General features: G+C 46.0%; 20 protein-coding genes. 15 read left to right on the top strand and 5 right to left on the bottom strand.

Annotated elements, in window-relative coordinates; genetic code table 11:
* Positions 1 to 158: 158 nt before the first annotated feature.
* The 3 genes from groL to ACXACM_RS03940 all read right to left on the bottom strand — a co-directional run bounded on the left by groL (position 159) and on the right by ACXACM_RS03940 (position 2891).
* Positions 159 to 1805 carry a chaperonin GroEL gene (gene groL, locus ACXACM_RS03950; RefSeq protein WP_474819935.1) on the bottom strand — a complete coding sequence of 549 codons (1647 nt, stop codon included), beginning with the start codon at positions 1803 to 1805 and terminating at the stop codon, positions 159 to 161.
* Positions 1806 to 1840: 35 nt separating this feature from the next.
* Positions 1841 to 2131 (bottom strand): co-chaperone GroES, encoded by a 291-nt coding sequence (locus ACXACM_RS03945; protein ID WP_474819933.1) that lies wholly within the window; start codon positions 2129 to 2131, stop codon positions 1841 to 1843.
* A 247-nt stretch (positions 2132 to 2378) separates the two neighbouring features.
* Entirely contained in the window at positions 2379 to 2891 is a 513-nt protein-coding gene (locus tag ACXACM_RS03940) for an FxsA family protein (protein ID WP_474819932.1), read from the bottom strand.
* 322 nt (positions 2892 to 3213) lie between these two features.
* On the opposite strand from ACXACM_RS03940, the gene ACXACM_RS03935 reads away from it, so the two are divergent.
* The 7 genes from ACXACM_RS03935 to ACXACM_RS03905 all read left to right on the top strand — a co-directional run bounded on the left by ACXACM_RS03935 (position 3214) and on the right by ACXACM_RS03905 (position 10175).
* Positions 3214 to 5025: a protein-disulfide reductase DsbD gene (locus ACXACM_RS03935; protein WP_474824217.1), complete on the top strand. Its 1812-nt coding sequence runs from the start codon at positions 3214 to 3216 to the stop codon at positions 5023 to 5025.
* Positions 5026 to 5263: 238 nt separating this feature from the next.
* On the top strand, positions 5264 to 5695 hold the full coding sequence (gene aroQ / locus ACXACM_RS03930) for a type II 3-dehydroquinate dehydratase (protein ID WP_474819931.1): 432 nt from the start codon (positions 5264 to 5266) through the stop codon (positions 5693 to 5695).
* A gap of 19 nt (positions 5696 to 5714) precedes the next feature.
* The gene (gene accB / locus ACXACM_RS03925) at positions 5715 to 6176 is read left to right on the top strand and encodes an acetyl-CoA carboxylase biotin carboxyl carrier protein (RefSeq protein WP_474819929.1); all 462 of its coding nucleotides are present in this window, start codon (positions 5715 to 5717) and stop codon (positions 6174 to 6176) included.
* Between the two features lie 13 nt (positions 6177 to 6189).
* On the top strand, positions 6190 to 7533 hold the full coding sequence (gene accC, locus ACXACM_RS03920; RefSeq protein ID WP_474819928.1) for an acetyl-CoA carboxylase biotin carboxylase subunit: 1344 nt from the start codon (positions 6190 to 6192) through the stop codon (positions 7531 to 7533).
* Between the two features lie 160 nt (positions 7534 to 7693).
* Positions 7694 to 8224: a DUF3750 domain-containing protein gene (locus ACXACM_RS03915; RefSeq protein WP_474819927.1), complete on the top strand. Its 531-nt coding sequence runs from the start codon at positions 7694 to 7696 to the stop codon at positions 8222 to 8224.
* A 294-nt stretch (positions 8225 to 8518) separates the two neighbouring features.
* Positions 8519 to 9442 (top strand): hypothetical protein, encoded by a 924-nt coding sequence (locus ACXACM_RS03910; RefSeq protein ID WP_474819926.1) that lies wholly within the window; start codon positions 8519 to 8521, stop codon positions 9440 to 9442.
* Positions 9443 to 9749: 307 nt separating this feature from the next.
* On the top strand, positions 9750 to 10175 hold the full coding sequence (locus tag ACXACM_RS03905) for a hypothetical protein (protein WP_474819924.1): 426 nt from the start codon (positions 9750 to 9752) through the stop codon (positions 10173 to 10175).
* 7 nt (positions 10176 to 10182) lie between these two features.
* Here the strand turns inward: ACXACM_RS03905 and ACXACM_RS03900 are convergent, their stop codons facing one another.
* A complete protein-coding gene (locus tag ACXACM_RS03900) occupies positions 10183 to 12303 on the bottom strand; it encodes an exonuclease domain-containing protein (protein WP_474819923.1) in 2121 nt (706 codons plus the stop codon).
* A gap of 170 nt (positions 12304 to 12473) precedes the next feature.
* Here ACXACM_RS03900 and ACXACM_RS03895 point away from each other — a divergent pair, with 170 nt between their 5' ends.
* The 3 genes from ACXACM_RS03895 to ACXACM_RS03885 all read left to right on the top strand — a co-directional run bounded on the left by ACXACM_RS03895 (position 12474) and on the right by ACXACM_RS03885 (position 13774).
* Positions 12474 to 12665 carry a zinc ribbon domain-containing protein gene (locus tag ACXACM_RS03895; protein ID WP_474819922.1) on the top strand — a complete coding sequence of 64 codons (192 nt, stop codon included), beginning with the start codon at positions 12474 to 12476 and terminating at the stop codon, positions 12663 to 12665.
* Positions 12658 to 13329 carry a flavin reductase family protein gene (locus ACXACM_RS03890; protein WP_474819920.1) on the top strand — a complete coding sequence of 224 codons (672 nt, stop codon included), beginning with the start codon at positions 12658 to 12660 and terminating at the stop codon, positions 13327 to 13329. The genes ACXACM_RS03895 and ACXACM_RS03890 overlap by 8 nt, the downstream gene beginning before the upstream one ends.
* 151 nt (positions 13330 to 13480) lie before the next feature.
* A complete protein-coding gene (locus tag ACXACM_RS03885) occupies positions 13481 to 13774 on the top strand; it encodes a high-potential iron-sulfur protein (protein ID WP_474819919.1) in 294 nt (97 codons plus the stop codon).
* Between the two features lie 21 nt (positions 13775 to 13795).
* Here ACXACM_RS03885 and ACXACM_RS03880 read toward each other — a convergent pair whose 3' ends face one another.
* Positions 13796 to 14527: a substrate-binding periplasmic protein gene (locus ACXACM_RS03880; RefSeq protein ID WP_474819917.1), complete on the bottom strand. Its 732-nt coding sequence runs from the start codon at positions 14525 to 14527 to the stop codon at positions 13796 to 13798.
* Positions 14528 to 14695: 168 nt separating this feature from the next.
* On the opposite strand from ACXACM_RS03880, the gene prmA reads away from it, so the two are divergent.
* The 5 genes from prmA to ACXACM_RS03855 all read left to right on the top strand — a co-directional run bounded on the left by prmA (position 14696) and on the right by ACXACM_RS03855 (position 19792).
* Positions 14696 to 15577, top strand: a complete 882-nt coding sequence (prmA, locus tag ACXACM_RS03875; RefSeq protein WP_474824215.1) for a 50S ribosomal protein L11 methyltransferase — start codon at positions 14696 to 14698, stop codon at positions 15575 to 15577.
* Between the two features lie 224 nt (positions 15578 to 15801).
* Complete coding sequence (gene dusB / locus ACXACM_RS03870) at positions 15802 to 16800, top strand: tRNA dihydrouridine synthase DusB (RefSeq protein WP_474819915.1); 999 nt, start codon at positions 15802 to 15804, stop codon at positions 16798 to 16800.
* Between the two features lie 31 nt (positions 16801 to 16831).
* A complete protein-coding gene (gene fis, locus ACXACM_RS03865) occupies positions 16832 to 17125 on the top strand; it encodes a DNA-binding transcriptional regulator Fis (RefSeq protein WP_018982332.1) in 294 nt (97 codons plus the stop codon).
* An 87-nt stretch (positions 17126 to 17212) separates the two neighbouring features.
* Entirely contained in the window at positions 17213 to 18814 is a 1602-nt protein-coding gene (gene purH, locus ACXACM_RS03860; protein WP_474819913.1) for a bifunctional phosphoribosylaminoimidazolecarboxamide formyltransferase/IMP cyclohydrolase, read from the top strand.
* A 165-nt stretch (positions 18815 to 18979) separates the two neighbouring features.
* Positions 18980 to 19792, top strand: coding sequence for a class I SAM-dependent methyltransferase (locus tag ACXACM_RS03855; protein ID WP_474824213.1), 813 nt, complete (start codon positions 18980 to 18982; stop codon positions 19790 to 19792).

Genomic DNA, 19792 nt, shown 5'->3' with positions numbered 1-19792 from the left:
TGACCGTTTCACCTTACACACAAATAAGACAAAAGATGTCTCATTTCAACGCAAAAACAATCTATCGGCACTTGAATCATGCTCAGGCGTAAGCAATTGGAAACGAAAAAGGCACTCCGAAGAGTGCCTTTCTTTATAGCGATAAGCTTATGAGTGGCTTACATCATGCCGCCCATGCCGCCCATTCCGCCCATGCCACCCATATCAGGTGCGGCTGGTGCGTCTTCCTTTGGCAGTTCAGCTACCATCGCTTCAGTGGTGATCATCAGTGATGCGATAGACGCTGCGAATTGCAGTGCAGAACGGGTTACTTTAGTTGGGTCAAGGATACCCATTTCCAGCATGTCACCGTAGGTGTCGTTGCCAGCGTTGTAACCGTAGTTGCCAGAACCGTTCTTGATTTCGTTAACAACAACAGATGCTTCTGCACCAGAGTTGATAGAAATTTGACGTAGAGGTGCTTCCATTGCACGCAGAGCAAGCTTGATACCGTGAGTCTGGTCTTCGTTGTCGCCAGTCAGTTCAGCCAATTTCGCAGCTGCGCGAACCAGAGCAACACCACCACCAGGTACCACACCTTCTTCTACCGCAGCGCGGGTAGCGTGAAGGGCGTCTTCTACGCGGTCTTTCTTCTCTTTCATTTCAACTTCGGTAGCAGCACCTACTTTGATTACTGCAACACCGCCAGACAGCTTGGCCAGACGTTCCTGAAGCTTCTCTTTGTCATAATCTGAAGTAGATTCTTCGATTTGACCTTTGATTTGTGCACAGCGGCCTTCGATAGCAGCTTCGTCGCCGTTACCGTCAACAACAGTCGTGTTGTCTTTGTTGATAACAACGCGCTTAGCAGTACCTAAGTCTTCCAGTTGAACTTTTTCCAGGTCCAGACCAATCTCTTCAGAGATAACTGTACCACCGGTCAGAACAGCGATGTCTTGTAACATAGCTTTGCGACGGTCACCGAAACCAGGTGCTTTAACTGCAGCCACTTTCACGATACCGCGCATGTTGTTCACAACCAATGTTGCCAGCGCTTCGCCTTCAACATCTTCAGCGATGATCATCAGAGGCTTACCCGCTTTTGCTACGCCTTCCAAAGTAGGCAGCAATTCACGGATGTTAGAGATTTTCTTATCTACTAACAGGATGAACGGGCTGTCCAGCTCAACAGTGCCATTTTCCTGGTTGTTGATGAAGTAAGGAGACAGGTAACCACGGTCGAACTGCATACCTTCAACTACGTCCAGCTCGTTTTGCAGCGCCTGACCTTCTTCTACAGTGATAACGCCTTCTTTACCTACTTTTTCCATCGCTTGGGCAATGATGTCACCCACTTCAGCGTCAGAGTTTGCAGAAATAGTACCTACCTGAGCGATAGATTTGCTATCGGCACAGTCTGTAGAAAGGGCTTTTAATTCTTCAACCGCTGAGATAACAGCTTTGTCGATACCGCGCTTAAGATCCATAGGGTTCATGCCAGCAGCAACAGACTTCAAACCTTCTGTTACGATAGCCTGCGCCAGAACTGTTGCAGTAGTAGTACCGTCACCAGCTTCGTCGTTTGCTTTAGACGCTACTTCTTTAACCATCTGCGCGCCCATGTTTTCGAACTTGTCTTCCAGCTCGATTTCTTTGGCTACAGATACACCATCTTTAGTGATGGTAGGTGCACCGAATGATTTATCCAGTACAACGTTACGGCCTTTAGGACCCAAGGTTACTTTTACTGCGTTCGCAAGAACGTTAACGCCTTTAAGCATTTTTGTGCGGGCGTCATCACCAAAACGTACTTCTTTAGCTGCCATAATGTTAATTCCTCTAAATTCTGTTAAACGATCGATTACTCAACGATTGCCAGGATGTCGCTCTCACTCAGGATAAGCACTTCTTCACCATCCATTTTTTCGGTTTTTACGCCGTAGCCGTCATTAAAGATAACGGTGTCGCCTACTTTAACGTCCAGAGCTTTAACGTCGCCGTTTTCTAGAATACGGCCATTACCAACAGCGATAACTTCGCCGCGGGTAGATTTTTCTGCTGCAGAACCGGTAAGCACGATACCGCCCGCTGATTTGGTTTCTTGTTCAGCGCGCTTAAGGATTACGCGGTCGTGTAAAGGACGAATTGCCATTTTCAAGTCTCCTGAAAATCCAACTATCTAAGTGTTAGTTTATATAGGACGCACGGTCTTATGTACGCCTTTTACTGTAAACAGAAGCCGGGTTAGCGGCTTCAAATCGTGTTCTGCGAGGATAAATGGGGGAGTCCCCACACAACTTCAAGGGGATTTAGTGAAAAAAATGCAAATTTTTTTCTTTTACCACTGTGGTGTTATAAATTCCTGATGGCGAAAAAATTTTTTCAGTTGTAAGCAGACCTCAATCCCGTTCGTTCAGACGAGGCGCTTCACTATTTGAAGATTTGTCAGTGTACTGGCCCTCAAATACATCTCCGTGGGAACCCTGAGATCCCTGCCCGCCTTCAAAGGGATTATGTTGACCAAAGCCTTGCTGATGAAACGATGTCGTCGTGACTGCCCGCATTTTCATATGCTTCGTAACAAATGCAGCAATGATGTGTCGTGTACCAGGCACCACCAGCAATATTCCAAAGATATCGGTAATAAAACCTGGTGTAACCATCAACACGCCAGCAACAGCAAGCATCAACCCATCAACGAGTTCTTTTCCGGGCATTTCTCCCCGTTGCATTTTCAATTGAGCTGTCTGCAGTGTACTCACACCTTCCCGGCGCACAAAGTAAGCGCCAATAAAAGCCGTGAGTAATACAATGCCTATGGTATTCCATCCGCCAATAATACCGCCCACTTTAACTAATAAAGCTATTTCAATAATGGGCGTAATGGCGAACAGTAAAAATAATATTCGCAAAACAAACCTCGTCTGTCTGATTGTTTATGATAGCTACGCAGCTATCAGGGTATTCGACCATGTCGTTAATACTTAATTCATTAATGGGGTAACTTGCGATGTTTACAAGAAACAACCTGTTGCACACGGGGCAAGGCACGCGCTTTTCACGATGGAGCGTTCGTGAAAAGCGACGAAATCTGAAAGAATAGGCATAAGTACGCGGTCTGTTTTATCGGTAACGTATATGACACCTTTACTGGGTCACCACGTTACGATTAACTTGCTATTATTCACATGGCAAAACCGTAAGCATACAGGCTATTTTCGAGGCAATAATTACATGACGAACTTCTCCACACTGGTGGCCACATTTTTAATCTTGTTGTTTTCTGTGTCATCAGTGGCGCAAATACCTGAGCTTAATACTGCACCGGTATTTGAGCAGGAGGAGCCCGAATTTCTGCCGGTTGACGACGCATTCGCATTCGATTTTCAGCAAAACGATGATGAACTCCTTATTAGCTTCGATATTGCTGACGCATACTATTTATATAAACACCAATTCAAATTGGTGGGCAAAGGTGTCACCTTGGGTGAACCGACTTTCCCGCCAGCAATAGAAAAAGAAGATGAGTTTTTTGGGTTAACCGACGTCTATTACAATCAGGTATCTTTTACTGTACCGGTGATGGATGCCAAAGAGGACGGGGCGGTGAAAGTGCGCTTTCAGGGGTGTGCTGATGCAGGCTTGTGTTACCCACCCACAGTAAAAGTGATTTACCTTTCTGCGGTGGGTGAAGTAGATACAGTGAATGATAATGCAACCCCAAGCATTCCCGATGCTACGGCCAAAACTGTTCAGTCTGAGCAATTCAATTTGGCTGCGAGATTAGCCGACAAGGACAACCTACACATAACACTACTGCTCTTTCTCGCACTGGGAATTGGTCTGGCGTTTACGCCTTGTGTTTTTCCCATGTACCCTATTTTATCTGGCATCGTGCTTGGTCAAGGGAAAGGCGTAAGCTTATCACGGGCTTTCTCACTGAGCTTTGTTTACGTGCAGGGCATGGCCATTACCTATTCGTTGCTCGGGCTGGTAGTAGCGTCAGCGGGCGTGCAGTTTCAGGCGGCGCTTCAGCACCCGGTAATTCTGATTATTTTCACCGTTTTATTTGTTGCCCTGGCCCTTGCCATGTTTGGCGTCTATGAAATTCAGTTGCCTTCCTCATGGCAAAGCAAACTTAACGACGTAAGTAATACGCAAAAACGGGGCAACATGATTGGCGTATTTGTTATGGGGGTTTTGTCGGGCCTGGTAGCCTCGCCATGCACCACCGCGCCGCTAACTGGTATTTTATTGTTTATTGCCCAAACCGGTGACATGACACTCGGCTTTGTTTCCCTGTACGTGCTAAGTATAGGCATGGGCATTCCACTTATTCTCTTTGGTATGACAGGCGGTAAATTACTGCCCAAAGCGGGGAACTGGATGAATGTTGTGAAGGTCAGTTTCGGTTTTATGATGCTGGCTGTGGCCATTATTTTTGTCGAGCGAATGTGGCGTGCCGACTACACTGACCTGATGTGGGCTGCACTGGGGCTCGCTACCTTCTCTTACTACAGCGTGATGAACCAATCTACCCCTGCCAGCTTTTTCAAAGGGGTGCGAACTTTACTTATCACACTTGGGCTTTTCGCCAGTGCAATGGTTGGCTACGTAACACTGTTTGGCGCTCCGGCAAACAATTCTCAACACGGCGCTTCAACATCAGCAAGTGTTCATCCCGACTTTATCGTGGTGAAAGATCTGGAAGATTTTAACGTTAAACTGGCTGCCGCTAACGCTGAAGGAAAGACCGTGATGGTTGATCTCTACGCCGATTGGTGTGTAGCGTGTAAGGAGTTTGAGAAATACACATTCCCCGATCCGAAAGTGATTGAGGCGCTATCTGACACAGTTTGGATGCAAATAGATCTAACCGACAACACACCAACAAATATAGTATTTCAGGAAGAGTTTGACGTACTCGGGCTACCAACCATTCTATTTTTCAACACCTCTGGTGATGAAATAAGTTCGGCAAGGGTGACTGGGTTTATGAAAGCAGAACCTTTCGCCAACCACGTGAATGAAGCATTGAATAATTAGTGCGTGCTGACCTTTAGGTTACGCTTCTTGTTCATGAGAAGGGAGTTCAGGCAACAAAACATGCTGACATTTCCCCTGATTAGACCAGTATTTTGCTGCGAAAACTCCACAATTCTCTATAATCCTTTCTTAAAATGGTTAAGCAGCGCAATTTACCGTTGAATTTTCGTGCAACCAGACGTATTTTTTGTTGAAATGCCAAATAAGCATTCATTTAAAGAAAGATAGCAGCAAGTTTATGGAAATTTTATTATTGAATGGCCCTAACCTTAATATGTTAGGCAAGCGTGAACCAGATACCTATGGTTACCAGACGCTACAGGACATCGTCGATAATCTGGCTATAAAAGCCGGAACGGCGGGCGCGACGCTAAGCCATTTCCAATCTAATGCTGAACACGAACTTATCAACCGTATTCATGATGCAATGGGCTCCATTGATGCCATTATTATCAACCCTGGTGCGTTTACACATACCAGTGTTGCATTGCGCGATGCGCTGCTTAGCGTGAGCATTCCTTTTATTGAAGTACATTTGTCCAATGTACATGCGCGAGAACCATTTCGCCATCACTCTTACCTTTCTGACGTTGCTGCAGGTGTCATCCTTGGCTTTGGTGCCATTGGATACGAGCTGGCCCTTACAGCAGCACTTAATTTAAAAAGTTGAATTAAAACGAGAAACGACAATGGATATTAGAAAAATTAAAAAACTCATCGAATTAGTGGAAGAATCTGGCATTGCCGAGCTGGAAATCACTGAAGGTGAGGAATCTGTACGTATTCACCGTGGTCCATCTGGTGCCGCTGCCGCACCAATGCACTATAACCTTGCCGCACCAGCGCCTGCTCCGGCTGCTGCACCAGTTGCAGCACCAGCTCCTGTGGCTGAAGCTCAAGCCGACGATACGCCATCAGGACACCAGGTGAAATCGCCTATGGTTGGTACGTTCTACCGCGCATCTTCGCCAACGGCCAAATCTTTTGTTGAAGTCGGTCAGTCAGTTAACGTTGGCGATACTCTGTGTATCATTGAAGCCATGAAAATGATGAACCAAATTGAAGCGGATAAAGCCGGTGTGGTTAAAGCCATTCTGGTTGAGAATCAGGAGCCGGTAGAATTCGACCAGCCACTGTTCATCATCGAATAATTGGGCGGTAGCTATGTTAGATAAAGTACTTATTGCTAACCGTGGTGAAATCGCGCTGCGTATTTTGCGTGCCTGTAAAGAACTTGGCATCAAAACCGTAGCCGTGCATTCCACTGCGGACAGAAATTTAAAGCACGTATTGCTTGCAGATGAATCCATCTGTATTGGCGGTGCTTCTGCAACTGAGAGTTACCTTAACATTCCGCGCATTATTGCAGCTGCGGAAGTGACTAACTCTATCGCCATTCATCCGGGCTACGGTTTTCTTGCTGAAAATGCCGATTTTGCTGAAGCAGTAGAAAAGAGCGGCTTCGTTTTTGTTGGCCCACGGGCAGAAACCATTAATTTGATGGGCGACAAAGTATCCGCTATCAATGCGATGAAAAAAGCAGGCGTACCTTGCGTACCAGGTTCTGACGGCCCACTGACTGATGATGAAGAGCGCAATAAAGCCATTGCTAAGCGCATCGGCTACCCGATCATCGTGAAAGCTGCCGGTGGTGGCGGTGGTCGTGGTATGCGTGTTGTACGCAGTGAAAAAGAGCTGATTAACTCCATCGCAACCACCCAGGCTGAAGCGGGTGCCGCTTTTGGTAACCCGGTTGTTTACATGGAAAAATTCCTGGAAAATCCCCGTCATGTGGAAATTCAGGTGTTATCAGATGGTCAGGGTAACGCTATTCATTTAGGTGAGCGGGATTGTTCTATGCAGCGCCGTCACCAAAAAGTGGTGGAAGAAGCGCCCGCGCCTGGTATCTCAGAGCAAATGCGGAGTAAAATTGGCGATCGTTGCTGCAGAGCCTGCGTTGAAATTGGTTATCGCGGAGCAGGCACATTTGAATTTCTTTATGAAAACGGAGAATTCTATTTCATTGAAATGAATACCCGTATTCAGGTAGAACACCCCGTGTCAGAAATGATTACTGGCGTGGATCTCATTAAAGAACAATTGCGCATTGCCGGCGGTCAGCCATTGTCAGTTGATCAATCCCAGGTTCAGATCCGCGGCCACGCTATTGAGTGTCGCATTAACGCCGAAGACCCTGAGACCTTTATTCCAAGCCCTGGACTTATCAATATGTTCCACTCGCCGGGTGGTTTGGGAGTCCGTTGGGAATCTCATATTTACGCCGGTTACACAGTACCGCCGTATTATGATTCCATGATTGGTAAGCTTATCACCTATGGTGAAAGCCGTGATGAAGCCATTGCCCGTATGCGTCATGCATTGGAAGAAATCGTGGTTGAGGGAATTAAAACGAATATCCCCCTTCAGCGTCGTATTATGGCAGACGAGAACTTCTTTGCAGGTGGAACAAACATCCACTACCTGGAAAAGAAACTCGGTATGGCCTAGCATTGATACTTTTAAAAACACCTGCATTTGCAGGTGTTTTTTTATCCGTTTTATTTCCCATCGTTTTTATCTTGTTAAATGGTCAGTGGTCGCTATTCACTGAACATTCATAGTGTATCTTCGATATATAGAATAGAAACGTCAATTGTATATATTAATCATGCTTAGACTACTACTCATCACTGCTTACATAACTTTACTCTCAGCTTGTTCTAGTCAGGATTGGCGAACGGCCTCCAGGGAACCCGCGGGGATCGCTTTTGATCCTTCCGAGTATTCAGACCCTGTTATTGAAGTGTATGCCGCTGATGCATTTAGTTGGCGCGGTTGGTTTGCCGTTCATACCTGGATAGCACTGAAAGAACAGGATGCAAACACCTACACAGTTTACGAAGTAGTCGGTTGGCGGGTTAAGCGGGGTTTACCCGCGTTAAAATCTTATACCACCGCGACTCCAGACAGATTCTGGTATGGGTCAAAGCCAGAAAAAGTGCTCTCTATTTCGGGAGAAAAAGCGAAATTACTCATTCCAAAGGTGCAAAAAGCTATTTCGGCATATCCTTGGGCAGACGAATACACGTTATTTCCCGGCCCTAACAGTAATACCTTTCCAGCCTGGGTAGGATTGCAAGTTCCTGAATTAGCGCTGGAAATGCCATTCAATGCTATCGGTGCCGGGTACGCTGACTAATGTCTCGCCCTTATTGTTCTAAAAAACCGATTTGAACAATCACTTTTAACTGCTTTTTTCATTAGCTGGCGAAATCTATAATTGTTTCAGTTTCAAGAAACCACCTTTGGTGGTCGCGTCTCTCCCGATGCGATTGAATCCTCAAAGCTGTTTTCCCTGCAGCTTGTGTTTCCTTCATGGAGTCCTCCTCCATTACGTTCCTTTGCCAGCCTTGCGCTGGCTTTTTTTTCTAAAATTGCTCAATTACATCGCATTTCACGTATATTGGTATTATTAAGCCTTCGATGTTTGCTAATGACACTATTACAGCGCGTTTTTATTGTTGCCTGCATTCTTTTATTTGCTCCAAGTGTTCTGGCTTCACAGTGGCGCTTTAGCCAAAAGCTGGATATTCAAACACGTTATGATGCACGTTCCGACAGAGAACATCGTACTCAGTATCGTCTTCGCTACTACCCACAACTCGCACTGGATGACACCTGGAGTTTGCATAGTTTTGTGGTAACCGGTGATGATTTTAGTTCAAGCCACAACACGATGGGCGACGGCCAAAACCAATATCTTTATCCACGCAGGCTGTTCGTGCGACACACATCCGACTGGGGAAAAACTGAAATCGGCATAATTCCAACATATAAGGGTAGAGTCTCTTCTACTGGTCTTTCCAAAGATGGCTGGATAGAGGGTTTACGTCAGGTTGTTAGTGTTAACCCCAACCATGCTTTCGAGCTGGTAGTAGGCCAACTCGATAATCAAAACCCCGGTAGCGCACTGCAATTGGCTGACAGTGTCGATTACATTGAGTTAGAGTATTCTGCCATCATAAGTAGCCGTTCTAGCTATGAAATCAGTGTAGAACGTATGACCGGTGGAAATTTTATCCGCAGTGAATATCGCTACGCCTGGGCGCCTGGTCACAATGTCTTCATTGAGTGGATCCAAAGACTAGATGAATCCAGAAATAAAATGGTGCTTGGAATGAGCGGCGCTTCAGATATGCGAGGGCAAGAGGTGTCTTATCACGCCTACTACTCCCATGTGGATGAACAACTAGGGCCCCGGGCAGAGCTTACAGAAGATTTTTTAGGTTACGGACACGGAATTTCAGTTGAAGTTAGCCGTGGGCTTCCTATAAGCGAAAGTACTGAGTGGTTTGTGCGCGTTGACGTCGTAGACAGTGTGAGCAGATTACTTGCGGGTGTAAAATATGCGCTTTAAAAAAAGACCCGCCAAAAAAGCGGGTCAAACAGCAAGAACGCGTACACACTTTAACAGTGCATAATTTTTACGCTCTTAGTTATGTTACTGTTCACAGTGATTTATTAAGAGTTTGTAATTTATAGGGTGCCATTGCCAGATGCTGTGCTAATTAGTGGTTTAAAGCGTCATTCAATACTATCAGGCTATTGGTATTCATTTTATTCGTTGATAATATTTATATGTGCCGTTTCTATTTGAAAGGGATTTTTGTAGGGCACCAATTCTGTGTTGCTCATTTGGACAAACGAGGTAGAACTAATCTGTTATGCCTAAGCAAATAAAAAGCCAGCAACTGGCTCAGCTTTCGCGATTAAATTTTGATGTACTTTTAGCCCTTCGAATTCTGTTCTCAGGCGGAGCAAACGACGTCGCCTTTAAACAAGATATCTCTGTACTCGCCCGAAACCCTGAACAATTTCTTTCCCATATCAAAGCCAGCTGGGTTGCCTTTGTTTACGAATCCTTAGCTATGTATGTGCAAAAAAACAGTGAGCTTGAGGACATGATGATAGAGCAACTTCTGGTAAGCGTTCAGCAAGTGCGCTCAGGAAGTATCGCCTATCAACGTCACGCAGATATACTGCAACACGTTTGCTCCGATGAAAAAAACCGGGAAAAAAGCAATTCAGAATGGCGTAGAGCCTTACTATCAGTATTATTGTCTTTTACTGCACTTAAACCCGAGCCCTAACCTATTGTTACACGCTCTGCTGAGCCAACAACAATAGCTGTGCAGCCGCTTTCGCATCTGACAAGGCTCTGTGATGTTGCTCTATTTCGATATTGAAATGCTCAGTTAGCGCTGCTAACGAGTATGAGGGTAAGCCCGGGTGCGCTTTTCTTGATTCCCGAACAGTACATAATTTAGGTCGCCTAAAAGGTTGTTCAAGCCTGGCGAACTCCTGCTTTATAAAGCCATAGTCAAAGTTAACATTGTGTGCAACGAAAATAGCGCCCTCAGTAAAGCCGTCAATTTCCTCAGCCAAATCAGCAAAACTGGGCGCGCTGGCAACCATTTCATTGGTGATCCCGGTTAAGCGCGTAATGGCTGACGGTATGTGTCGGCCAGGGTTAACAAGGGATTGCCACTCATCAATGACCTCACCTTTTACTACCCTGACCATTCCCACTTCCGTTATCCGGTGAAACTGACTATTGCCCCCTGTGGTTTCAATATCCACCACCACATAAGGTTGCTCTGGGTCGCGATACCAGGCCACTTGTGTTATTTGTACATCAAAACCACATTGCTGCATCTTTTGAATGGTAACCAGTTGATTTCTTCGCAGCTGATCCCCTGGCGCTTTGATTTCTTCGAATCGCAACTTGCCCTTTTCACATACCATGATGTCCGGAAACCCGTCTCGGCAATGAGCAAAATCCTGAGCCATCACTCGCAATAATGCCACAACACACGTGTAATCTGCATTCGCCAGTAGTGCTTTTATCGGGTCGAGTAACTTTGACCCCCACAAAAACAAACTGTTTGCTTCCCCATAATGAGCGGCGGCCATTGAAGCGATGTGTTTCATCAATTTATCATTGGTGTCGCACGCAGTTAAAATTTGCTCTATATCATCTTCAAACACAGCGTAAAAGGTGTTGGTTTTAAGTGTTTTGGGGCGTCGGTCAAATTCAGTAAGCGGCGTATCTTTTTCAAATAATGGCGTCCAAAAGGTAAGCGCAAACAAGCTACGCCACAATCGGTTTTCCGTTCGCCATGAGGGTATTCCCTTTCTTTTGTACCAGCCCATAACACCTTGCTCTACAGATTGGTTATGGCTCTCATCTAAATGCAATGAACGCGCAGCATTACGCAGCATATCTGTAACAACGCTAGTTCGCTTTTTGTTAAATTTTCGCTGATAAAAATCTTCGGCAAATGCCAGCAGCCCATCAGAAGGTGGTGAGGAAATAATGGTTTCCAGTTCTTCCTTAACTTCTTCCTTATGCCCGTCTTTATAAGCTTCACGCAGCCATTTTTCTTTGCATAAATCTCCGGGAGCGCGCTGCAGAAACTGCAACCCTAGCTCGCGCTGTTCTTTTAGTAGTACTGCCCCCACTTTTAAACAGTATTTTTGCGCGTAGTGCTGGCTAAGCACAGATTCAGTTTCCGGTAACGTTTCAGTTGCCTGAGAGATAATTTCGTTATCATCCATATAGGCGAGGGATGCTTCTCCTGATGCATAGAAAAAAGCAGCCTTGGCATCGTCTGCACTCTCGAATCTGGTTTCATCATCGCTGGCGTTACCACGGGTTCGCATAATACCTAAATCACGCATCGAAAACTGATTGAGCCGTCCCTTCGTATTACCAAAATACAGAAAGAGTAAATAACGGATAACAGCATCGAAACGACAGAAAAGGTATTCCTCAATATGCAGTTCACCGGGCCAACCACACATAGCTACATGACGAAGCAATACTTTCACCAGCTCAGCTTTTTTCAGACTGCTTGTAAACCCGGTACAGCCACATATATTCAAACAATGAATAATATCGGCTTTGGTTAACATGCCCGCCAAATCCCATCGGGCTGCTTCGGTAATATCACCAAACCAGCCATGCTCAATGAGTGTGTCTATTTGTTGCTGAGGGTGAGCAATTTCCCCGTAATTAAACTGTGTACGGTTTATCAAGCCGTACTTCCTCGATGCGGCTCTGGCGATGATACATTGCTGCGGTTCCGGTAATTGGTAGAAGTCAGCAATAAACGTTCGGCTCTCATTATCAAGCAAACAGCTGTTTACTCCACGAAAAAACGCGAGAAACTCGCGAAAGTGATCAAGGTAGTATTTTTCTGGGAGCACTTTTCTCATGAATATGGCCGACACACTGTACACAACAACAGTGTATATTTATACACATTGCGTAATCAAGAGGGGATAACGTGTAGCTTCAATATTTAATGTCTTTTTGATATTTCAATTATCAATCCGCGCGTACTGAAATCACGTAATCACTTACTCTCTTCTCAAAAGGAGCTTTCATGAGTTTAACAACACCATTGATTTTTCACTGCCCCTACTGCATGGAACCAAATGAAGTTGGCGTCGATGAAATAAACGACGTGGATGTAATGCAGGTGCTAGACTGCCAAATTTGCTGTCAACCCATTGAAATGACTGTGTATAGAGAAGGAGATTCCCTGACGGCGCAAGTGGAGCGTGAGAATGACTGATCACAGTGATGGATTTGCTTTTTTCACTCACGATGACCTGCTGAAAATGGAGAAACGACAGCGCACTAACTTCATCAATTGCCTGTCAGGTTACAAAAGCGCAAATGTCGTGGGTACCACTGACGGCAGCATAGAGAATCTTGCTGTGATAAGTTCTGTAGTACACATTGGTGCCAACCCTCCCTATCTCGGAATGGTGTTACGCCCGCATACTGTGCCGCGACATACTCTGGAGAATATCAAGCAAACCGGGCAATTCACTATTAACGCCGTGGATGCATCATGGTATGAGAAAGCCCACCAAACCGCCGCTCGTTACATAAGAGATATCAGCGAGTTTGACGCAGTAGCATTAACGCCCTGGTATTCCCAAGGTCTGATTGCACCTTACGTGAGTGAAAGTAAGTTAAAAATTGGCTTGCAGGTTGAAGAAATTGTGCCAATCAAGTGCAACGACACTCAACTTGTCGTAGGTAAGGTTGATGAAGTGCATGTGGATGCGGGAGCAATCTTAGAAGATGGCTCCATTGACTTATCTGTGATGGACATTGCATGTATCAGCGGTCTGGATACTTATCATCGCCCTGACCCATTGGCCAGGCTAAGCTACGCAAAACCTGACGTTCCCATCAGACATTTACCTGTTGGAATTAAGAAAAGTTAACCTGTATCAATAATCTGTTGGATTAATTTGGCAAAATTACTGATATGACGTATAAGTTATTACCAGTATAAACCTGTCTCGATGAGGCAGGTTTTGTTGTTTTAAGACCGGGTAAAATGGAATCATTCTCGTTTACGCTTAGGAGTAAAATATGAAGGGTGTGAAAAGAAGAGACTTTTTGAAGCTATCAGGCACGACACTGATAGGCCTCACCATGGGCAGCGTAGCTATTCGAGCTCAGGCGAAGGAAATTCTCACAACAGATATTCAGGCAGCACAGGCCTTAAAGTACACACCGTCGTCTACGGTAGAGGGCGCCAATTGTGCAAATTGTATGTATGTTCAGGGTAAAGATGGCGATGAACATCGCCCCTGCATGCTATTCCCCAATCATCTCGTTAATGCAAAAGGCTGGTGCTCTGGTTGGGTAAAGCGCCCTAGTTAATGCATAAGGAGATATAAGGTGTTATCCCTCTATCTCTATATTAAATTGGTCGGCAAGGCGCTGATATTCACCGTTGTCTTTTAGCGCCTTTAGATATTTGTTAAAAAGCTCACGCAGTGTTTTATCCGGAATGGCAGCGTGGTAACGGTTCGACGGAAAGAGCCTGTGAATATCCACAGCTCTTTGCTGAGCTTTTGGTAGTTGGGAAATAAACTCGTTCAAGATATTTATATCGAGAACAATTGCATCAACACTGCCCAGCATCAGCATGCTTACTTGTCTGGATTGATCCGCAATTTCCAGATACCCGGAATTTGCACTCATAGCATTAAAAAAGCCAGTTCCCAATACCTGTGATGCCGTCTGAAACCCAACAACAGTATACCCAGTTAAATCATCCACACCGGTGATATTAAGATTGCGGTCTTTCAATGTAGCTACCACATTTGAATAGCGAACATATTCGTCACTTAACCATGCGCCAGGTACATTGTGACCACGGCCCATTGAAAGGGCGATATCGGCTTCCCGCCCTTTTATCATCCTTGCTGTACGCCCCATAGGAACATAAAGTATGTTTATCTTCTCACCACTATGTGCTGCGAACGCTTTGATTAGCTCAATTTCGAAACCCGTGTGGCCTTTCGCAACGATGTAAGGTGGTTTGTCCCAACCCACAACTACGTTCAACGTATCTGCCGGCGCGCTGGTAATAAAAGCCAGAAACATGAAAAAAGTGCCCAAACGATGCATGCAGTTATTCCGTTAGTAATACGAAGTAAACAATACCAACTCCTATTGGTTTCTGATACGCGACATTCGACTAATTTTTAAACGAACATTCACTAACTTTTGCGTTGTAGAGTCATGGCAATAACACTGCTAAAATATGCGGTTTACAGCCTGTCGAGACGTACTCCCATGCCCTGGATACAACTTAAAATTGATTCTGACCCCGAAAACGCCGAACAAATTGGCAACATGCTGTCTGCCAACGGTGCCCAGGCGGTTACTTTTATCGACGCCAAAGACACGCCAATGTACGAGCCGAAGCCCGGAGAGACTATGCTATGGCCAGACACACAGGTGGTAGGGCTGTTTGATGCCGCAGACGACATGAAATCGGTGATCGGACGGTTAGAAAAATCAAAGATCCTGGGGAAAAACTTTACCCATAAACTCGATCAGTTGGAAGACAAAGACTGGGAGCGGGAGTGGATGGATAACTTCCATCCTATGCAGTTTGGCAAGCGGTTATGGATTTGCCCAAGCTGGCGTGATGTCCCCGACTCTGATGCGGTTAATGTTATGCTTGATCCAGGCCTGGCTTTTGGCACTGGCACCCACCCGACAACCGCATTGTGTCTGCGCTGGCTAGATGCATTAGATCTTCACAATAAAGTAGTGGTAGATTTTGGTTGCGGCTCAGGCATTCTGGCAATTGCTGCACTAAAACTAGGTGCCAAAGAAGTCATTGGCATTGACATCGATCCTCAAGCGCTACAAGCCACCATGGAGAACGCACGGCGAAACGAAGTGGAATCGAAATTGAGTGTTTATCTTCCTGAAGATCAGCCCAGCCTTGAAGCCGACGTCGTGGTTGCAAATATCTTAAGCGGGCCGCTTATTGAACTTAAAAATGTCATCACTGCCTTCTGTAAACCAGAAGGGAAACTGGTTTTGTCTGGAATTCTGCAAGAACAGATAGAAAAAATTGAACAGGCTTACAACAGTCACTTCGTTATGGAAGCCAGTGCTGTGGAGGGAGACTGGGCACGCGTAAGCGGTACCAGAAAACACTGAAAATATTCATAAAATCATCAGATAATTGTCAAATTATTGTCATCGATCTGATCAGTATATCGGCCACTCTATACACAAATGGCTCAAAACTTGTCTGATCTGTCAAGACCTCAAAGTCAAATTTTGTGTGATTTTTAGCCTTTTCAAGGCTGAATAAAACACGTAAACTTAGCGCCCCGTTTTGGCCTGGTGTATAATTTATGCACAATTGTTGACGGTAAAGCATGCGAATAGGATCACACACACTTCGGAACAGTTTAATGCTAGCTCCTATGGCTGGTGTCACTGACCGCCCGTTCAGACAACTTTGTCGGGATATGGGTGCTGGGTTAGTGGTTTCTGAAATGTTGTCGAGTAATCCGAAAGTTTGGAAAACAGCAAAGTCCATGCATCGCATGGATCATTCTGGCGAAAAGGGTATTCGTTCGGTACAGATTGCTGGTGCTGACCCTGAACTTATGGCTCAGGCAGCCGAATTTAATGTTGAGAATGGTGCGCAAATCATCGATATCAACATGGGTTGCCCGGCAAAAAAGGTCAATAAGAAGTTAGCTGGTTCGGCGTTGTTGCAGTATCCGGAGCTTGTAGAGAGTATTGTGCAGGCTGTGGTAAACGCAGTAGACGTTCCAGTCACCCTGAAAATCAGAACAGGGTGGGACACGGAAAATCGCAATGGAACGGACATTGCCCGCATTGCGGAACAAAATGGCATACAGTCTTTAGCAGTTCACGGCAGAACACGGGCGTGTATGTACCGGGGCAACGCAGAATACGACACGATTAAAGCCATTAAACAGGCGGTGTCGATTCCGGTAATTGCCAATGGCGATATTACCTCTCCGGAAAAAGCACGTTATGTGCTCGAGTATACTGGTGCTGACGGTGTAATGATTGGTCGCGGTGCTCAGGGAAATCCCTGGATCTTCAAACAGATTCAACATTTCCTCGAAACAGGTGAGAACCTGCCCGCGCCCTCGTTGTCTGAACAGCATGTGGTAATGCGCGAACACGTAGTGAATGTGCACAACTTTTACGGCGGTATTATGGGCGTGAGAATCGCACGTAAGCACGTTGGATGGTATCTCGCGGAACACGATACGGAAAATACGTTTCGCAGAACGTTTAATGGTCTTGAGTTGGCCGATGACCAGCTTGACGCCCTTGATAATTATTTTCAATCGCTGCACGACAGAAACGCACGACAGGTTTCTCCGGCAGCATAGTGATGACTAACTAGTAGAGCAAGACAGTATTATGTTCGATCAAAATGTGACTTCCCCTTTTACTACAACAGTAACGACACCTTCACAAACTCAGGCACAAAAGCCTCTGCGTGATTCAGTAAAGCAGGCTGTTAACAAGTACCTGAAGCAACTGGACAACGCCAACATCGATAACTTGTATGAACTTGTTCTGGCTGAAGTTGAAGCCCCATTACTTGAAGAAGTAATGACCTACACCCGCGGTAATCAAACCCGCGCGGCCATCATGATGGGCATCAACCGCGGCACACTGCGCAAGAAACTAAAGCAGTACGGCATGAACTAAGATTACGGGCTTAGCCCGCTTTAAAGAGCACCAAACGGTGCTCTTTTTGTTTCACTCGTCAACTTACGCAAAGAGCTCAACACCACTATGCAAACACCCAAACCTATTAAACGCGCATTATTAAGCGTTTCCGATAAAACCGGTATCGTTGAATTTGCCCAGGCACTTCATAGCCAGGGCGTTGAACTACTGTCGACAGGCGGAACGGCAAAGTTACTGGCGGAAGCTGGCTTGCCGGTAAAAGAGGTTTCTGAACACACCGGGCACCCTGAAATCATGGATGGCCGTGTAAAAACTCTTCATCCCAAAATACACGGTGGCATTCTTGGCCGTCGCGGCCAGGACGAAGGCGTTATGGCGGAAAATAATATTGCCCCTATCGACCTGGTCGTGGTTAATCTTTATCCTTTCGCAGCCACTGTAGCGAACGACGACTGCTCTTTGGAAGACGCCATTGAAAATATTGATATCGGCGGCCCGACCATGGTGCGTGCTGCGGCAAAAAATCACAATGATGTCACTATCGTTGTAAACGCATCTGACTACAGTCGCGTTCTTTCAGAAATGGAAGGCAATGGCGGCTCATTGGCTTACAAGACTCGTTTTGATTTAGCCATTAAGGCATTCGAGCATACTGCTGAATATGACGGCATGATTGCCAACTATTTCGGCACCATGATAGATACCGTCGCTTGTGATGAAGGCTGCTGTGAAGAGCCTGGCAGTGAATTCCCGCGTACTTTCAACGTACAAATGACAAAGAAACAAGATTTGCGCTACGGTGAAAACAGTCATCAGTCTGCCGCATTCTACGTAGAAAACAATATACAGGAAGCGTCGGTAGCCACCGCACAGCAACTGCAGGGCAAGGCGTTGTCTTTTAACAATATCGCAGACACGGACGCAGCACTTGAATGCGTAAAAGAGTTTGATGTTCCTGCATGTGTCATTGTTAAACACGCAAACCCTTGTGGTGTCGCATTGGGCTCAGACATCCTGGAAGCCTACGATCGCGCATTTAAAACTGATCCAACGTCAGCCTTTGGTGGCATTATTGCATTTAACCGCGAGTTAGACAGCCAAACGGCCCAAGCCATTGTTGACCGTCAGTTCGTGGAAGTTATCATTGCGCCTACCGTAAGCGACGAAGCCAAAGCCGTTGTTGCGGCGAAGAAAAATGTGCGCTTACTCGCGTGTGGCGACTGGCAGGGTCAGTTAACAGAAGGGTTTGACTTTAAACGTGTAAACGGTGGCTTGCTGATTCAGGAAAGAGATTTCGGCATGGTCGATATGGACGACTTGCAAGTTGTTTCTAAGGTTCAGCCGACTGAAGAGCAATTACGTGACCTGATGTTCTGCTGGAAAGTAGCGAAGTATGTGAAATCCAACGCCATTGTCTACGCAAAAGACAGCATGACTATTGGCGTGGGTGCAGGTCAGATGAGCCGCGTTTACTCGGCGAAAATTGCTGGCATCAAAGCTGCTGATGAAAACTTGGAAGTTGCTGGCTCGGTAATGGCTTCAGACGCTTTCTTCCCATTCCGCGATGGCATTGATGCCGCAGCGCAAGCAGGTATAAAAGCCGTTATCCAACCTGGGGGCTCTATGCGCGACGACGAAGTGATCGCAGCCGCCGATGAGCATGGCATTGCGATGGTGTTCACAGGAATGAGACACTTCCGTCATTAATCCGAAACGTCATTGATGGTAAAGGTTGTGGTATTCACCATAACCTTTTTGCTTTTTCTTTGTGCTAAGTTACGCTAGCGAAACCCTTTCGTGCGTTACTGGGTATAAGTGTAAAATACATAAGCACCGTTACGACAAACAAGGATACTTTAAATGAAGACCACAATGCGTTTACTTGCCGCTTCTCTGTTCGCCGCCTCCGCAGCCATGGTACCCACTTTTGCCAGTGCTGATGCCATTCAGGATGCGGTTAAAAACGACTTCCGCTCAGCAGATGCTAAAGCGCGGGACGAATACCGCCATCCTCAGCAAACTCTGCGCTTTTTTGGAGTGAAGCCGAACATGACCGTGGTGGAAATTTGGCCAGGTGGTGGTTGGTATGCAGACATTCTTGCCCCCATGTTAAAAGATGACGGCCAGTATGTTGCGGCTCACTTTCACGTGGACGAGGACAGTCGTGACTACTATAAAAACGCCTTAGCCAAGTTCAAAGAAAAAACGATGGACGGCGGCCCTTATACAGGCTCTGAAGTCACAGCATTTCACCCGCAAAAAGACCTCGCCATCGCCAAAGCTGGTTCGGCTGATGTCGTGCTGACTTTCCGCAACGTGCACAACTGGTTCATGGGTGGTGAAAGAGACGCGGTAGTCAACGCATTTAGTACCTTTTATAAAGCCCTGAAACCCGGTGGCGTGTTAGGTGTTGTAGAACACGCGCTTCCTGAATCTGCTGCTGACGATAAGATGAAAAGCAGCGGCTATATGAAAAAATCTTTCGTTATTGACGCTGCCAAGGCCGCCGGTTTTGAATTGGTCGCTGAAAGCAGTGTAAATGCCAACCCAATGGATACCGCCGATCATCCTCGCGGTGTTTGGACACTTCCTCCTTCACTTCGCCTGGGCGAGGAAGATCAGGAAAAGTACTTGGCCATTGGCGAAAGTAACCGAATGACTCTGAAATTTGTAAAACCCGAATAA

The sequence above is a fragment of the Alteromonas sp. AWQ4_252 genome (genome assembly GCF_056158205.1).
The sequence above is the reverse complement of the archived record's forward strand: the minus strand, read 5'-3'. Positions and strand labels throughout refer to the sequence as shown.

Excerpts from the sequence above, each read along its gene's own strand:
- ACXACM_RS03880 (WP_474819917.1), bottom strand. The coding sequence starts at position 14,527 with ATGCATCGTTTGGGCACTTTTTTCATGTTTCTGGCTTTTATTACCAGC.
- ACXACM_RS03915 (WP_474819927.1), top strand. The coding sequence starts at position 7,694 with ATGCTTAGACTACTACTCATCACTGCTTACATAACTTTACTCTCAGCT.
- ACXACM_RS03890 (WP_474819920.1), top strand. The coding sequence starts at position 12,658 with ATGACTGATCACAGTGATGGATTTGCTTTTTTCACTCACGATGACCTG.
- ACXACM_RS03910 (WP_474819926.1), top strand. The coding sequence starts at position 8,519 with ATGACACTATTACAGCGCGTTTTTATTGTTGCCTGCATTCTTTTATTT.
- ACXACM_RS03945 (WP_474819933.1), bottom strand. The coding sequence starts at position 2,131 with ATGGCAATTCGTCCTTTACACGACCGCGTAATCCTTAAGCGCGCTGAA.
- purH (WP_474819913.1), top strand. The coding sequence starts at position 17,213 with ATGCAAACACCCAAACCTATTAAACGCGCATTATTAAGCGTTTCCGAT.
- ACXACM_RS03905 (WP_474819924.1), top strand. The coding sequence starts at position 9,750 with ATGCCTAAGCAAATAAAAAGCCAGCAACTGGCTCAGCTTTCGCGATTA.
- accC (WP_474819928.1), top strand. The coding sequence starts at position 6,190 with ATGTTAGATAAAGTACTTATTGCTAACCGTGGTGAAATCGCGCTGCGT.
- ACXACM_RS03885 (WP_474819919.1), top strand. The coding sequence starts at position 13,481 with ATGAAGGGTGTGAAAAGAAGAGACTTTTTGAAGCTATCAGGCACGACA.
- dusB (WP_474819915.1), top strand. The coding sequence starts at position 15,802 with ATGCGAATAGGATCACACACACTTCGGAACAGTTTAATGCTAGCTCCT.
- accB (WP_474819929.1), top strand. The coding sequence starts at position 5,715 with ATGGATATTAGAAAAATTAAAAAACTCATCGAATTAGTGGAAGAATCT.
- aroQ (WP_474819931.1), top strand. The coding sequence starts at position 5,264 with ATGGAAATTTTATTATTGAATGGCCCTAACCTTAATATGTTAGGCAAG.
- fis (WP_018982332.1), top strand. The coding sequence starts at position 16,832 with ATGTTCGATCAAAATGTGACTTCCCCTTTTACTACAACAGTAACGACA.
- prmA (WP_474824215.1), top strand. The coding sequence starts at position 14,696 with ATGCCCTGGATACAACTTAAAATTGATTCTGACCCCGAAAACGCCGAA.
- groL (WP_474819935.1), bottom strand. The coding sequence starts at position 1,805 with ATGGCAGCTAAAGAAGTACGTTTTGGTGATGACGCCCGCACAAAAATG.
- ACXACM_RS03900 (WP_474819923.1), bottom strand. The coding sequence starts at position 12,303 with ATGAGAAAAGTGCTCCCAGAAAAATACTACCTTGATCACTTTCGCGAG.
- ACXACM_RS03935 (WP_474824217.1), top strand. The coding sequence starts at position 3,214 with ATGACGAACTTCTCCACACTGGTGGCCACATTTTTAATCTTGTTGTTT.
- ACXACM_RS03895 (WP_474819922.1), top strand. The coding sequence starts at position 12,474 with ATGAGTTTAACAACACCATTGATTTTTCACTGCCCCTACTGCATGGAA.
- ACXACM_RS03855 (WP_474824213.1), top strand. The coding sequence starts at position 18,980 with ATGCGTTTACTTGCCGCTTCTCTGTTCGCCGCCTCCGCAGCCATGGTA.